Origin of the sequence: Streptomyces sp. NPDC007901, from assembly GCF_042959465.1 — a bacterium.
Lineage (GTDB): Bacteria > Actinomycetota > Actinomycetes > Streptomycetales > Streptomycetaceae > Streptomyces.
This window is the reverse complement of record NZ_JBIBKW010000023.1, coordinates 144,816-159,922: the sequence shown is the minus strand read 5'-3', so window position 1 is coordinate 159,922 and position 15,107 is coordinate 144,816. Positions and strand designations below refer to the sequence as shown.

Below are 15,107 nucleotides of genomic sequence, written 5' to 3'. Positions count from 1 at the left end.
CGTGGGTCACGACCGCTCATGATCGCGGAGGTGGTGACCCTCCGTTGCTCCGGCACCAAAAGTGATCCAGAACCACTTTTCAGCCGTCGCCGACAATCCCCATCCGCCTGGCCCGAGCAAAAGACACCGGCGCCTACGTCGTCGGCATCCCAGACACTGAAGCGCCGCAGCGTGATCGGCGCGCCGCAATGCCGGCGGCCTGACCGGGAGCTATGCGCTTCCAGGACGGTTCGCAGGCCACTTTGTCGGAGGTAGAGGACAGGGCGGGTCCTGTACTTCGGTGAGGATGGGCTGCATGCAGAAAACGTCGTCCCGGCTGCTCTCGCTGCTCTCGCTGCTTCAGACGCACCGGGACTGGTCGGGCGAGGATCTCGCCGAGCGCCTTGTCATCACCGTGCGCACCGTGCGCCGTGACATCGACCGCCTGCGCGAACTCGGCTACCTGATCAGCACGGTCAAGGGACCGGGCGGCGGATACCGCCTGGAGGCCGGCACCCAGATGCCGCCCATGCTCTTCGACGACGGCCAGGCCGTCGCCCTGGCCCTCGCACTGCAGGGCGCGGCCACCGACACCACCGTCACCGAGGACGCCGCCCGCGCCCTGGCCACCCTCCGCCAGGTCATGCCGCCCCGCCTGCGCCACCGCATCGACCTGCTGCGCATCACCGCCGTCCAGCCGCCAGCCACCGACGACACCCTTCAGGCCGGCGCGCAGGTCCTGGTGGACCTCAGCCGCGCCATCCACGCCCGCGAGGAAGTGAGATTCGACTACACGTCAGACCCGGGCGCCTCCGGTGACGTCCGGCGTGTGCAGCCCCATCACCTGGTCACCTGGCGTCACCGCTGGTACCTCGTGGCCTGGGACCTCGACCGCAAGGACTGGCGCACCTTCCGCGCCGACCGCATCCGCCCCCGCACACCCACCGGTCCCCGCTTCACCCCACGCGAACTCCCCGGCGGCAACGTCTCCACTTTCGTCACCAGCCGGTTCCGCGGAAATGACGGCACCACCACCGACTGGCCCTGCCGCGGCGAAGTCGTCCTCCACCTCCCGGCCGCCGAGGTCGCGCCCTTCGCCCAGGACGGAATCGTCGAGGAACTCGGCCCCCACCGCTGCCGGCTCACCCTCGGCTCCTGGTCCTGGACCGGACTCGCCGCCGCCCTCGGCTGCTTCGACACCGACATCGTCGTCATTGGCCCACCCCAACTGGCCAATGCATTCGCCAACCTCGCCACCCGCTACACCCGCGCCGCGGCAACAGGACCCGGGACCGGTTCGACGCCGTAGGAACCCAACGCACCACCCCGTCAGCCGTCGGTGGACCGAGCAGAGCCCCAGGGCCCTCGATCTCGTGAAGCTCAGGCCGGACGATGCGTGCCAGCTATGGTCATCGCCCGGCCTGGTCCCGGTCAGGATGGCGGGGCAATCAGGACGGCCTTGGCCGCCAGCCGGAGATTCCTGATCATCGGATTCGGGTCGCCCTTGCGGCTGACGGTGGTCTCGTGATCGCCGAACCCCAGCAGGCCGTGGCGCACTCCGCCCACGCCCTGGACGAGCTCAATGTGCCCGAGCTGGAAACGGTCCTGACCGAAGACGCCACCTGGACCTTCACGATGCCCGGACAGGGAGTGCTCGGCCCGGTCGCCGGACGCACGGCGGTGCTCGAGTTCATCCGTGACGGGCACACGGCCCAGACCGGAAAGGTGCGGCACCACCTGGGCAACGTCGTGGTCACGACGACGGACGCCGCACCGCCGAGGCGAGGGCCTACTTGCTGCAGACGAGGAACACTGGCGAGAGCATCAGGGCTGCCGTCGCACTCAGAGCTGCCTGTTCCGGAGTACCCACTCACCATCCCTGAACCTCAAACTCACTCAACTCTAGCAGCAAGGCGAAACGTGAACTGAGTCAAAGTCACACGCATAGTGTTCTTCAATCACTCATTATTGCCGCCTCCCTGCGCGAGTTGATGGTGGGACGGCGCCGCACACTGGCAGCACCCAGGATTCGTTCGAGCACGGCGAGCAACTCGGCAACGATGAGCGGGCGTTCCGGCAGGACAAAGGCTCCCCTTCGGCCCTTTGGGATCTGGCGAGAACAACTGCGTTGCGGCCACGCCCGCCCAGGCCGCGATTGCGACGACGTACAGTTCCATCGCTTCGGCCACGCGCCCGAGGACGAGCTCGGCGGTTGCCACGACGAACACCATCGTCCTCGCCACTGCCAGCCCCACGCACCGGCCTTCACCAGGAGCCGGACGACGCGCACGCACCAGGACCAGGACAACGCCCTGCTGCGCTGACGGCGCAGCCGGAGCCGCAGGGTGCGGGCTGCGCGCCGTACGCGGCTGGATTCGCGCTCGATCCGCGCGAGGACATTCTCCGGCCGGAAAGCGACCCGGCCGGGATGGGTGAGAGAGCGGACCGCACGAGACCCGTACCGAGACCAGAGCCCGGACAGTCACCCCCGACCGCAGCGAGCCTGTCCAGGACGGGGTCAGAAGAAGGTCATCAGCTCGACGCGCTTGTCCCGCGGATTGAACCGGAGTCCGATCGTGAAGGTCCGGTACCGGCCTTCCGCCTCGATGTCGACCAGCGCCGTGTAAAGCAGGTCGCCGTACTCGTTAAGGCGCAGGTTGTACAGGTGCCCCTGCGCCACCAGCTTGGTGACCGCGGCCTCCAATTCGGGCTGACTCAAGTGGAGGAGGCCAGCCTGCTCCATGGAGTCCCGGTGCCTGCCGTCCTGGAGGTACCCGTACCGGCCGGGGGTCATCCAGATGTCGGGTGACTCCAGGAACGCGGCGTCAGGGCTGAGCATGGCGAGCGCCAAGTCGTTGTCCTCGCGGTTCATACCGGTGAGGTGGCTGTTGATGCGGTAGCCGAGGAACGGCAGGAACTGCGTGTCGATCACTGCTGCGGGCGTGAACCCGAGTGCTTCAAACGGCAGCCCCGCGCCGTTTGGCGCGGCACCATTTTCGGCCACGCCTTCCAGGATCATGTCGCCCACGCGAAGGCCAGAGTTCATCAGGGACAGGCCCAGGAGCTCCTTGAAGGCGCTGCGATCGGTGCAGTCGGCGTACCCGATGTAGGCGGGGTGCTCTGCAGCGCTGGCGGTGAGCGTGTTGGCCTGCTCTTTCGACAGGTTCGTGACATATACGCAGTACACCTGCGAGGGGTGGATGACTGTGAACGGCTGCTGGTAGACGACGCTCTGGTCCATGGCCGCCTGCACCCCGTCGGCGGAGTCGTAGAGGATGTCGCCGCGCAGGATCGAGTTGACCGGGACTCCCTTCCGCGGTCGCGGCAGGCCTGCTATCCACGCCTCCGCCACGTGTATGCCGTAGAAGCCGCCAGAGCTCAGGGAAGCCACATCGGAGTCGAAGAGGAGAGCGATCTCCCTGCGGCGGTGATCCGGTACCAGCGCCTTGGCGAGGCCGTGGTAGGCGATGCCCAACTCGTCGAGGTTCCGGGTGAGCCGGAAGTAATCGGCGCGCATCTCCCGGTAGATCGCCTCGTCGGTCAGATCCAACGTGTCCCGCATCGCGGCGAGGACGACGCTGTTGTGGGTCGTGACCATGTGGATGTTGAACGGTCCGGCCAGCAGCTCATCCCATGTCGTCAGGCTGTCGTCGGCCATGCCTGCCTCCCTGTATCGGGGCCGCCGCATGATCGGCGGACAACGAGGCTATACGGCGCGGTACGCGCACAGCCCCTGATTTCGGCGGTCCTCGTCCCCGGTCAGCCACGCCCCAGCCCGATGCCGCCAGCTCGGTCGCGGTTCCGGCAGCGCCGACAGAGGTGCGCCTCGGTTCGGCGAGCTCAGACGAATCCGAGCCCACTCCGGTACCGTTCCGGGCGCACCATCTGCGAGTTCGGCTACAAGTCGCCTTCGGGGGACTCGAACCCACGGCCTTTTGCCATCCGCCTCAGCGCTTTGACGACTGCGCAGCAGTCCCCCAGTGCCCGATGGTCACCTTCCGGAAGCGGTTGCCACTGGCAGTCGTCCCAGTAGTCCGACCAGTCCCCCACCCATACGGAATAGGGATCCATCGCGTCTTCGAACCGAACGTTCTCGATCCATACCGCCGCCTGCGCCGTCGCATCGGCCGGCTCCTGCAGCGCCCCCGGCGCCACGTCGCCCGTTTCCATGATCGTCGGCGCGTCCTTCCCGGCCACGCGCTCGGCGTAGTACCGCGTCAGCTCGTACCGCAGCCGTCCCACGTCGAAGGCCTTGTTGTAGAGCACGACCCGTTTGCCGGCCAGCACGGCGGCCAGGCGGTCGACCACACCCGTGAACGCCGGCACACCGGCCTCGGGGACCATGGCTGAGGTGATGCCGACAATCGCCGTCGCCTCCACAGGGATCGGCTCGCCTGGGTCCACGAGCGTGTCCAGCAGCACTTCCCCGGACACCGCCTGCACACTGATCTCGACAATCCGTGCGGTCTTCTGCCGGCCCGTCGTCTCGGTATCCAGCACGACCGAATTCGGGTCCCCCAGGACCTCCCGCGCCCACGCGACCAGACTGAGTTCCTCACTGCGCCGTGCATCCGCGGCTTGCTCCCGGGCCTTCTCGCCCGCGAGCAGTTGCTCAGCGCGCTCGCGCTCATCCTTCTCCGCGCAGGGCGGGCACCAGCGCGGCCCCCGCCACGTTCCCGCCGCACACCCTGATTCGATCTCCTCGTCGGTGGACGTCACCACCCGACAGCCCCGGCCCGGGCATGTCCGCGCCCACACCGCCGGCCGCTCCTTCGCGGTCTGCTCCCGGATCCGCCGCCACAGCCAGCACGGCACGCAGCGCCCGGCCCGCTCCCCCGGGTGCACTGCCTGAGCGATCCGATAGCAGTTCACGCAGGTGCGGGCGCGGAGAACGATCTGCGCCTGGCGCTGCCGTTTCCAACACGCCGCGCACCTCGTCTGGACGACCTCGCTGCCGACTTCCTTGCATTCCGGGCACGTCCGGCGTGCCGTCATCGCCGACTTCTGCTTCGCCGACAAGGGCTTCATCTTCGCGGCGCGGTCGGGGTCGTACAGAGGGAAATCCCCCTACCCCTGTCCACTCCGGTACACCCGCAGCATCGCTACCGGCTCCTGCCCCGGGGCTGGCTTCAGCCTCTGAGCCTTCAACTCCGTTGTCATACACAGGTGTTGCAGGTCTTCAGGGATCTCCCGGCGCTTGTACACCGGCAGTTGAACGGCCTCGGGTTCGCGCGCGCTGCCGATCGTCGTGTTCGTCACCAGGTCGCTTCCCTTCGTCGGTGGTGGTCGTGCCAGTCGTCAGCAACTGGCGTCGCGGCGCGCACCAGATCAGGCCGGGACTCCTTCCTCGCCCACTTCGAGAAGCGGAAGGTGTCCATCGGCACCTGCGCACGCGCCTTCGGATCCGTTGCTTTGAGCCTCGAGGACTCTCAGCATTCCGGGCATCTCGGCCCGGAAGGTCCGTCTCGTCACCAAGGCGTGAGGGCTTCGGCTTGAGTACGGTCTCTCGTTTCTGTCTGCCGCTGGTGCGGCACGGTTGCGCCACCTGCCCGCCCCGTCCCCGTCTTGCGGCGGGGGCGGGTGGTGCGGGTCTTCTGGTCGGCTCCACGAGGCTTCGACGCCTTGACGACGTCCGGGTCTCCGGCCACTCCGGTACCCGTTACTGCGGCTGCCGCGAGGGCGGCGAGGTTGAGTGCGGCGTTGGCGTCCCGGTCGATGACCAGGCCGCAGGCGTCGCATTCGAATGTCCGGACGTGCAGCGGCAGCTTGGCTTTCACCGCGCCGCACCCGGAACAGGTCTTGGAGGAGGGGTACCAGCGGTTCGCGGCCACGATGCGGCAGCCGTTGCGCTGGGTCTTGTACGTCAGCTGGCGGCGGATCTCGCCGAATCCGGCATCGGCGATACGCCGGGCGAGGCGCCGGTTGCGGAGCATCCCGGCGACGTTGAGGTCTTCCACCACCACGGTGCCGTACTCGGCCGTGACGGCGGTGGTGAGCTTGTGGAGGGCATCCTCGCGGAGGTTCGCGACACGGTGATACACGCGGTTGCGGGCGGCGTTGGCCTTCTCCCAGCGTTTCGACGCCTTCTGTCCTCTCCTGCGGTCCGGGCCCTGGCGCCGGGAGACGGTGCGGGAGGCGCGGCGCAGCTGCTTCAGCGCGGCATCCAGATGACTCGGGTTGGGGAACTCGCGGATCTCGCCCGCACTGTCGGCCATGACCGCGAGCGTCTTCACGCCGAGGTCGATGCCCACCGCCGAATCGGGCCGCGTGACCTTCACCAGGTCACGCTTGACCTCCACCTGGAACGAGGCCAACCAGCGTCCGCGTTCGTGCCGGACGGTCGCCGACAGGATGCGCGCGGTCCCGGCCTGTACGCGGGTGAGGAGGCTGCCGGTGGGCTCCTGGGTGCGCAGTGTGCCGAGCCGGGGCAGCGTGACGTGCCGGCCGTCAGCGTTGACGCGGATGGTGCCGGTGGTGAACCGGCAGGCGAGGCGTGCTTTCCGCTTCGGCTTGAACCGGGGCGTGCCCATCCTGCGGCCCTTGCGCTTGCCGTTCTTCGACTTGGTGTAGTTGTCGAACGCGGCCGACGCGTTGGCCAGGCCGGTGGAGTACGCCTCCTTGGAGTTCTCCTCCCACCAGCCGGAGAACCTCGGGTCGGTCTTCTTGGCCTCGTTGAACGCCTTCCGCAGCGAGGGCAGCGACCAGGGCCGCCACTGCGTCCGCGCATCTTCCAAGATGCCGTACGACTCCTCCGCACGGCGCTGCCACCACGAGGCGGTCACCCAGGCGACAGCCCAGTTGTACGCGGCACGCGCGGCACCGCAGTGCGAGCGCAACGCGGCTTCCTGGGCGGCGGTCGGGTAGAGCGCGAACCGGTACGCCTGCACCACGAACCCGGGCTGCGGCTGGAACCTCTTCATTCGGCGGCCTCGCCGGTCGCTACCGCGACCGCACGGGCGGCCCGGTTCTTCGCCGCCCGCCGCCCGTACAGGCGCGCGCACATCGCGGTCAGCACCTCGGTGATGTCCCGCACCAGATCGTCGGTCGTCTCCTCCGCATCGAGGACGACCAGGCGCCGCCCGGACGCGGCCAGGACGGCTTCGAGATGCTCGACACCGAACCGGGCCAGCCGGTCACGATGCTCCACCACAATCACCGCCGCCTGGGGGTCGGACAGGAGCCGGTGCAGCTTGCGGCGTCGCCCGTTGAGACCTGAACCGACCTCGGTCACCACCTCCGCGACCGGCAGGCCGAGACCAGTGGCCCCCTGGACCACACGCGCTACCTGCCGATCAAGGTCCGGCTTCTGGTCCGTCGACGAGACCCGGCAGTACGCCACGACACGGCCCGACATCTGCGGAGTGGGCTCGTCCACCAGCCATGTACCGGACGGTGTCTGGCGCACCGGGACCGGCATACGGCCCTCTTTCGCCCACGCCCACGCGGTCTGGTAGTGCACGCCGTTGCGCGACGCCCACTCGGAAAGCTTCACACGACCAAGATAGCAATTGAGAAAGACTGAAATTCGATGATGAACCACGCAGCAGTTGCAACCCCCTGTATCCATGAGCACGCTTGTGTCAGATGCTCGCTCTTCCGGCCTGATCCAGCCCAACGGTCACGGCTGACCGACATCCGCGGCAACCTGATCGCCCGGATCGACGAGGCCCAACGCGAGGGCTGGCTCGGAGAAGCCGAAGGGCTCCGTGTCAGTCTGGCCGACGCCGAAGACAAGCTCGGCCAGGTGGCCAGAACCGCCGCGAGCGCTGTAGTTGATCTACCGACGCCGATGCAGCGGAGCCAACGCTGACATGTCTCGACACTCGATTCCGAGCGATGGATGCCGATGCCGCAAGCCGGATCAGAACGGTTCGAAGCTTGGCTTGACCGGACCAATCTCTCCACGTTCTGCCAGCTCGTTCAGGTCTTCCGGCTCAAGGAACTCCAAGGCAGCCGGGTCGATTCCATGGTGCGGTTCCACATCGCGCAGTTGCTGGACGAAGGAAAGCACAAACTGGGTGAACGATCCGTCGAAGACTTGGGGGTCCGTCCCGTTGATGTTGGTGACCACCTTCCAACGGTCCGGGTCCGGGTCGCACGGCCAGAAGAAGTGCTCATCGCCGGAGTAGTCGTATCCCCAGGAGATGAGCCCGCCCGGCTCGGGGTGGAACCGGAAGGGGTACTCGGCCGGGTCGCGTCGCCACGACTGCCCGAACGACTCGCTGATCCGCTGCATCCGCGCGAGCAGCGGACTGGACCCTCGGGGGTGGAAGACCACCAGCTCTTCGCAGATCACCCCGGTGCCATAGGCGTCAAGGAACTTCTTGAAGTCGCCGGGCAGCGCCGAACCGACGTAGCCCTCGACCTCGGTCCAGGCGTCGGGGGACAGCTCTCGGGCTGGCGGCGGGCCGAACAACTGCACCAGCTCGTCCAATGCCGTCATACTCCCCACCTGCTTGTTCGTCCGTTGTCGGCAGCAAACCTAGTCATTCCCGGTTGCGCCGATCAAGGGTGGAGTTGGCTGACACCGGCCGCCGATGCGGTCCTCGCAAGACGTCAACCGCCAGCCACGACCAACCAGATGCCCATGCAGCCAAGTTCAGAGAAGCCTGCGCGCGCTGCTCCCTCCTGCGCCCCGACCCTGCCCAGCGCGGTCGGCTCGTGGAGATCCGCGACAACCCACTCGACCGGATCGCTGAGGCCGACCGGGAAGGCTGGCTCGGCGAGATCGAAGGGCTCCGCGTCAGCCTCGCCGGGGCCGAAGCCAAGATCGGCCAACTCGACGCGGCAGCGCCCGGCGGCCCGGTTCTGCTGGGGCTGCCGACGCCCCGACCCACCCCGCAGGGGTGATCAGGCTCCAGGGGACCTGGATCAGCCATCGTCTGATGCGAGACGACGGCTCCGCCGGGATTTACGCGGGCCATCACACCCGTCTCATCGACAGCCCCTCTCCGAGGCGGTGTGCAAGGTGGAGCAGGTCGGGCAGGTACAGCACTCGTCCGTCGAATCCTGGGAGGGGGACATGGAGCGGCTTGGTCCAGTGGGCGGGGATCACGTCCAGCCCGTAATACGCCCCCGCGAGGCCTCCGGTCACCGCGGCGACGGTGTCCGTGTCGCCGCCCAGGTCGATCGCCGCGCGTATCGCGTCCTCGAAGCTATCGGTGGTGCGCAGGGCCCAGACGGCGGAGCCCAGACAGGGCCAGACGGCACCGTTGAACTCGGTCGCCTGATCGGGGTGCCAGTCGGGCGCGAGGACGGTGTCGTAGCGGCCGCGGTGGTCGGAGTGGACAAGAGCCAGCACGTCCGGGAGCGCGGCGAGGGGGTCAATGTCCTCGAACGTGACACGGATGAGCTCGTGGAAGATCGCGGTGCCTTCCCATGCCGCGCGATCCCCATGGGTGAGGGCAGCGATACGGCGGGCCGCGTCCATGGTGGCTTCTTGGCCGGCGGCCGCGAAGTGGACTGCGGAGGTCGACGCCCGCATCAAGGAGCCGTTTCCCGCTGCTCGTTGGTTGACCTGGAAGTGGATCGCGGCGGCGAGGTCCCAGGGCATGCCGTTGGTCAGGACGTCTTCGGTCTGCAAGCCGATGTCCTTCGGCTCTGATGCTGCCCACCGCTGGAAGCGGGCGAAGATGTCCGACAGATCCAGCCCGCCCCGCTCCAGCAGCGACTCCGCAACCAGGACGGCCATCTGCGTGTCGTCAGTGGCCTCGCCGGGGTCCCAGCCACCACCTCCGCACATCTCGCCACCGGCACCAGGCGCGGGAAACCGCGCGGAAAATGCGCCCTGGGGACCGAACTCGAAGGGGCCGCCCAGAGCGTCACCCACCGCTGAGCCGACAACCGCGCCAGCGGCCCGCTGAATCCGCTTCATTCGCGCAGGTTATCTGCGTTGCGTCGACGGCCGCGAGAACCCATTCCTTCTCCGGCTCCCCGAACCAGATCGTCGCCTGCACAAGCGACGTGAAGTGGGCGACTACGAGCCAGTCACACGTGACTGTCCGTCACATGTGCTGCATCCACACGTTGGGCTCCACATAGATGCCCTGATCGCTGTCCTTGTCGACGTGGAGCAGGCTGAGCCCCTGGGGGATGACGTAGTCGCCCGGCTCCGGGAAGGCCATTCCCGTCCACTGCTCCCACTCGGAGACCGTGCCGGTCATCGTCTGCGAGGCCGGGGCGGCGGCGATGATGCGCGCGCCGAGACGTTGGTGGGTACGGATCCACGGGTCCAGCGATGTGCCGTCCGGGCGGGTCCATCCCATGAACGACTCGATAGGTGCCAGCGGGTACTGCGACTTCAAGGTTGGGCGGACCGGTGCGATCACCCGCGGCCAACTCCGCTCCACGGCGAGTCGCCGCAGCGCAGTGAGCGTCTCCCCGGCCAGGCCGCGGCCCTTGAGGGAGGGTGTGACCACGGCGCCGCAGATCACCAGGGTGTCGGGCTCGATGCCCTGTTCGCGGTTCTCAACGGCGCGAATGGTGGCGTCCGTGTAGCCCGAGGGCAGCGTCTCCGCTCTCCCGTCCCAGCGGATCGGTATCCCCCAGCCGGCGGCGACCGGCACGCCGCGCTCGTCGACCAGCATGAGGTTGAGCTCGGTGAACCACTCCCGGACCCGGCCTATGTACTGCTTGGCCAGCCGGTCAGCGGTGATGAACTCCGGGAATCCCTCGCTGAACAGCTCTTCCAACTGCTCGTCGGGCCACTCGTGCGCGTCGAACTGCTCCGTGATCAACTTCATGGGCCGTTTGTAGCGCATCTCAGCTCACACTGGCCAGGCGGACCGGCACCACGATGCGCTGCAACGATGCCTGGCCGACTGGGGCTGGCTCAGACCAGAACTGGAGGCGAGGACTGCGATCTTCTGAGTGGCATCACACGCGATCCACAACTCTTGACAATTGCCGCGTAGCGCCGAGTTGGCGACCGTCGTACGGGACACCTCCCCGGACGCGGGGCGGACACCACGCCTGGCTGCGCGCCAGGGCCCGAGCCGCGTTGCGGGACGCCGGCCCCTCGCAGCGGCGGCCGCGGCCTTCGCCGGCCGGCCCGGGTGGCGCAGTTGGGACATGTCGCAGTCGCGACATCGTGGGGTCGTGACATGCTCATCCGCTCGGCAGATTCTTTCGGACAGCGCGTGATCAGGCGTTGCACGAAAGGTGTGTGGCTGATGGCATGGATCCGTCTGACGGCGGCGATATCGACGACACTGGTGCTGACCACGGGAGGCCTGTCGTCGGCCTCCGGGCGGGTGTCCTCCCCCGGCACGGCCGAGGCCAAGGGTGCCGCCGGGCCGGCGTCCACCGTAAGGCTGGTGACCGGTGACCGGGTGACGGTGACACCCGGCAGCGACGGCCGGCGCACCGCCTCGGTGGTACCCGGTCCGGGCCGCCGCGGCATCGTCTTCCGCACGTACGAGCAGGACGACGGCACCATGACCGTACTCCCGTCCGACGCCGCGGAGTTGGTCGCCGCCGGGACGCTGGACCGGCGCCTGTTCGACGTCACCGCCCTCATCGCCCAGGGCTACGACGAGGCCGGCACCTCGGCGCTCCCGCTGATCGTGTCCCCCGAGCCGGGCGGCGCGGCGGCCGGAAGGGCGGCGAGCCGCAAGGCAGCGGCGGCGACCGCGGACCGGCTCACCGCGTTCAACACGGCGTCCGTGCCAGAGCGCCGGCTGGAGAGCATCGGCGCGACAGCCCTGCGGGTGGACGACGACGACCTCGGCGCGTTCTGGAAGACTCTGCGCCCCGCGGACAGGGCCCGGCTCGCGCAGACCCCCCGGGTGTGGCTCGACGGCAGGGTGGCACCGGCGCTGGACCGCAGCACGGCGCAGATCGGCGCGCCCGCCGCCTGGAAGGCCGGTTTCGAGGGGCAGGGCGTCAAGGTGGCCGTCCTGGACACCGGAGTGGACGCCGGCCACCCGGACCTGGCCGGCCGGATCGCCGAGTCCAGGGACTTCTCGGACAGCGGCAGCGTGACCGATCACTTCGGGCACGGCACGCATGTCGCGTCGATCGTCGGTGGCAGCGGAGCGGCGTCCTCCGGTACCCGGCGCGGGGTCGCGCCGCGGGCGGACCTGCTGATCGGCAAGGTGCTGGGCGACGACGGGTACGGCTCTGAGTCGCAGGTCATCGACGGCATGGAGTGGGCGACTGCAGAGCACGCCAAGGTCGTCAACATGAGCCTGGGTTCGGACGCGCCCACGGACGGCACCGATCCCATGAGCCAGGCCGTCGACACCCTGTCCGCCTCCGGGCAGACGCTGTTCGTGGTCGCCGCGGGCAACGCCGGTGACCAGGGCGCGTCGACCATCGGTTCGCCCGGTGCGGCCGACGCCGCGCTCACCGTAGGTGCCGTGGACCGGGACGATTCCCTGGCGCCCTTCTCCAGCCGCGGCCCGCGCCTGGGCGACAAGGCCGTGAAGCCCGACGTGACCGCGCCCGGCGTCGGAATCGTCGCAGCCCGCGCCTCGGGAACGGCCATGGGCACCCCGGTGGACACCTACTACACGGCCGCGTCCGGGACGTCGATGGCCACACCGCACGTCGCCGGGGCCGCCGCCCTCCTCGCCCAGCGGCACCCCGAGTGGAGCGGGCCGCAGTTGAAGGACGCGCTCATCAGCACCGCCCACCTCGTGTCCGGCACCAAGGTGACCGAACAGGGCGGCGGGCGCATCGACATCGGCGCGGCCATGGGGGCTCTGACGGCCACCGGCTCCGTCACCCTGCCCGCGCTGCAGACCGCCGACGCGGGCGGACCGCGGCAGGTGGCGACCCTCCACTACACCAACGAAAGCGACCACGCTCTCGACCTCAAGCTGTCGGCCTCGCTGACCCGCGACAACGGTGTCGCCCTCGCCGACGGCGTGATCACCCTGGGCTCCCACACCGTCCCTCTCGCCCCCGGGGCCTCGGCGGACGTCCCGGTCCTCGCGGACGGCGCGAACGCCGCGCGCGGCACCTACTACGGCTACGCCACCGCGACCGGACCGGACGGCACCACGCTCGCCCACACCACACTCTCCCTTGTCGTGCACGCGCCTCTGCACCGGCTCACCGTGATCGCCAAGGACCGCGACGGCAAGGTGATACCGCAGGCCGCCCCGACGATCTGGGGAGCCGACGGCTTCGCCCAGTACACCAGCCTGGACCCGGCCGTCGCCGTCGTCGAAGAGGGCACCTACCAGGTCAGCTTCGGCACCCTGGACAACGCGGCCGACGGCCAGGAACTGCGCGAGGTGATCGACCCGCAGGTGCGGGTCACCAAGGACTCGGCCGTCACCCTCGACGCATCGAAGGTGACGGAAGTGAAGATCCGCACCCCGCGCCCGTCCGAACAGCACAGCGCGCTCAGCTATCAGACGTACCGTCGGATCGACGGGAACGGTCTGGTCCAGGGCGTCATGTATTTCGACATCGCCAAGCGGATCTACGTCAGTCCCACCGCGCAGGTCACGGACGGCACCTTCGAGTTCGCCTCCCGCTGGCAGCTGACGGCCCCGCAACTGACCGCCACGGCACAGGGAAGTCCGCGGTCCTTCACTCCCTACTACCTGCCGACGTCACCGGTGTTCGACGACAAGGGTGTCCGGCTGACCGCCGTGGACGCCGGCACGGGCACCGCCGCCGACCTCAAGGCCGCCCACGTGCGCGGCCGACTGGCCGTGATCCGCTACGACTTCGGTGACGACACCGCCCTCGCGCGGGCCGCCGCCGACGCCGGCGCCAAGGCTCTGATGCTCGTCATGCCGGAGGACTTCTATCCGTGGACACGCTGGAGCCCGAGCGGAACACGCCTCGCCCTTCCCGTCATGCGCGCGGGCAACGCGGACGGCACCGCGATCCTGACGCGGAGCGCGCGGACCGCCACCCGGATACGGTTCACCGGCACGGTGCGCAGCCCCTACCTCTACGACGTCATGCAGGTGTCCCGTCAGCGCGTGCCGCAGCACCTCGTGCACACCGTCTCCGGACACGAGAGCGCGGTCGTCCACGCCACCTACGCCCGCACCGGCGCCTCCGACTGGGCCAGTGAACAGCGTTTCGCCTGGCGGCCCTACCAGGACACCGCCTGGAACCAGTACACACGCAACGTGCCGGTGGACCGGGAGCGCGTGGAGTACGTGACGGCCGGCGACACTCTCTGGAACCACGTCGTCCATCACGACACCATCCTGGACCAGGACTTCCCGCTCCAGGTCGGCATGCGGGACGCGACCCACACCTACCGGGCCGGACAGCAGTCCACGGAGCGGTGGTTCAGCGCTCCGGTGCGCCCGTCCGTCCCGCACGGCGTGGCCGGCTGGCCCGCCTCCACCAGGTACGGCGACACTCTCTCCCTCTACGTCCCCGACTTCACGGACGCCGCCGGACACTGGTCCTTCGCGGAGAGCGACAGCCTCGGCGGCGTCGGCACCCGCGCGTCCGGCACGGGCGACACCGCGGTCGCCGACCTGTACCGGGACGGACAGCCGGTCGCCCATTCCGACACCGGCGCGTGGGGCACCTTCGAGGTGCCGGCGGGGCGGGCCGGCTACCGGCTGGATCTGACGACGGGACGCGACTCGGACGACTGGCGCTTCGGCACGCGAACCGAGACCTCGTGGTCCTTCGGCTCGGACACCACCACGAGCCCCGCGCTGCTTCCGCTGCTCCAGGTCGACTACTCGGTTCCCGTCGACGCGGAGAACGCCGTCGGCCCGCAGCGCACCCACACGCTGGGGTTCGACGTCCGCATGCCCGACGGCCTGCCGGCCCCGCACGGCACGAGGCTCACGGTGCAGACGTCCTACGACGACGGCAGGACCTGGGTGACGGCGCGGACCTCCGCAACTCCCGGAAAGGGAACGGGCGGACATTTCACCGCGACCGTCGAACGGCCGTCCCGGGTGCGCGGCGACGCCTGTGTCACACTGCGGGTCACAGCGGCGGACGACGCCGGGCACAGCGTCCGGCAGACGATCGACCGCGCCTACCTCCACCGGGGCTCCGCCACGCGGCACTGACCCGGTGAGGCAGCGGAACGGGAAGCGGCGGGGGGCCCGGGGGCCCCCCCCCCCCGGGCCCCCCCCCCCCCGGGGGGGGGGGGGGGGCCGCCGGGGGGGGGGGGGGGGGGGGCGGGCCGG

The 15,107-nt window shown here is 69.2% G+C and carries 11 protein-coding genes; 4 read left to right on the top strand and 7 right to left on the bottom strand.

Features of this window, described 5'->3' with window-relative positions:
* Window positions 1–295 precede the first annotated feature (295 nt).
* Window positions 296–1,288 carry a WYL domain-containing protein gene (locus ACFZDK_RS46215; RefSeq protein WP_390982589.1) on the top strand — a complete coding sequence of 331 codons (993 nt, stop codon included), beginning with the start codon at window positions 296–298 and terminating at the stop codon, window positions 1,286–1,288.
* Between the two features lie 83 nt (window positions 1,289–1,371).
* On the top strand, window positions 1,372–1,908 hold the full coding sequence (locus tag ACFZDK_RS46210) for a nuclear transport factor 2 family protein (protein ID WP_390982586.1): 537 nt from the start codon (window positions 1,372–1,374) through the stop codon (window positions 1,906–1,908).
* 589 nt (window positions 1,909–2,497) lie between these two features.
* Here the strand turns inward: ACFZDK_RS46210 and ACFZDK_RS46205 are convergent.
* The 5 genes from ACFZDK_RS46205 to ACFZDK_RS46185 form a co-directional block, all read right to left on the bottom strand.
* Window positions 2,498–3,637 (bottom strand): hypothetical protein, encoded by a 1,140-nt coding sequence (locus ACFZDK_RS46205; protein WP_390982583.1) that lies wholly within the window; start codon window positions 3,635–3,637, stop codon window positions 2,498–2,500.
* Window positions 3,638–3,876: 239 nt separating this feature from the next.
* Window positions 3,877–4,998, bottom strand: a complete 1,122-nt coding sequence (locus ACFZDK_RS46200) for an exonuclease domain-containing protein (RefSeq protein ID WP_390982581.1) — start codon at window positions 4,996–4,998, stop codon at window positions 3,877–3,879.
* Window positions 4,999–5,447: 449 nt separating this feature from the next.
* Complete coding sequence (gene tnpB, locus ACFZDK_RS46195) at window positions 5,448–6,899, bottom strand: IS607 family element RNA-guided endonuclease TnpB (RefSeq protein WP_390982578.1); 1,452 nt, start codon at window positions 6,897–6,899, stop codon at window positions 5,448–5,450.
* Complete coding sequence (locus ACFZDK_RS46190; RefSeq protein ID WP_390982575.1) at window positions 6,896–7,471, bottom strand: IS607 family transposase; 576 nt, start codon at window positions 7,469–7,471, stop codon at window positions 6,896–6,898. Before ACFZDK_RS46190 ends, tnpB begins: the two co-directional genes overlap by 4 nt.
* Window positions 7,472–7,840: 369 nt before the next feature.
* On the bottom strand, window positions 7,841–8,422 hold the full coding sequence (locus ACFZDK_RS46185) for a hypothetical protein (RefSeq protein ID WP_390982572.1): 582 nt from the start codon (window positions 8,420–8,422) through the stop codon (window positions 7,841–7,843).
* 218 nt (window positions 8,423–8,640) lie between these two features.
* Here ACFZDK_RS46185 and ACFZDK_RS46180 point away from each other — a divergent pair, with 218 nt between their 5' ends.
* Complete coding sequence (locus ACFZDK_RS46180; RefSeq protein WP_390982570.1) at window positions 8,641–8,829, top strand: hypothetical protein; 189 nt, start codon at window positions 8,641–8,643, stop codon at window positions 8,827–8,829.
* 73 nt (window positions 8,830–8,902) lie between these two features.
* Here the strand turns inward: ACFZDK_RS46180 and ACFZDK_RS46175 are convergent, their stop codons facing one another.
* Together ACFZDK_RS46175 and ACFZDK_RS46170 are read right to left on the bottom strand one after the other, a co-directional pair.
* Window positions 8,903–9,853, bottom strand: coding sequence for an ADP-ribosylglycohydrolase family protein (locus ACFZDK_RS46175; RefSeq protein ID WP_390982567.1), 951 nt, complete (start codon window positions 9,851–9,853; stop codon window positions 8,903–8,905).
* Between the two features lie 130 nt (window positions 9,854–9,983).
* On the bottom strand, window positions 9,984–10,721 hold the full coding sequence (locus ACFZDK_RS46170; RefSeq protein WP_390982564.1) for a hypothetical protein: 738 nt from the start codon (window positions 10,719–10,721) through the stop codon (window positions 9,984–9,986).
* 429 nt (window positions 10,722–11,150) lie between these two features.
* Here ACFZDK_RS46170 and ACFZDK_RS46165 point away from each other — a divergent pair, with 429 nt between their 5' ends.
* Window positions 11,151–14,987 carry a S8 family serine peptidase gene (locus tag ACFZDK_RS46165; protein ID WP_390982562.1) on the top strand — a complete coding sequence of 1,279 codons (3,837 nt, stop codon included), beginning with the start codon at window positions 11,151–11,153 and terminating at the stop codon, window positions 14,985–14,987.
* The last annotated feature ends 120 nt before the right edge of the window (window positions 14,988–15,107 follow it).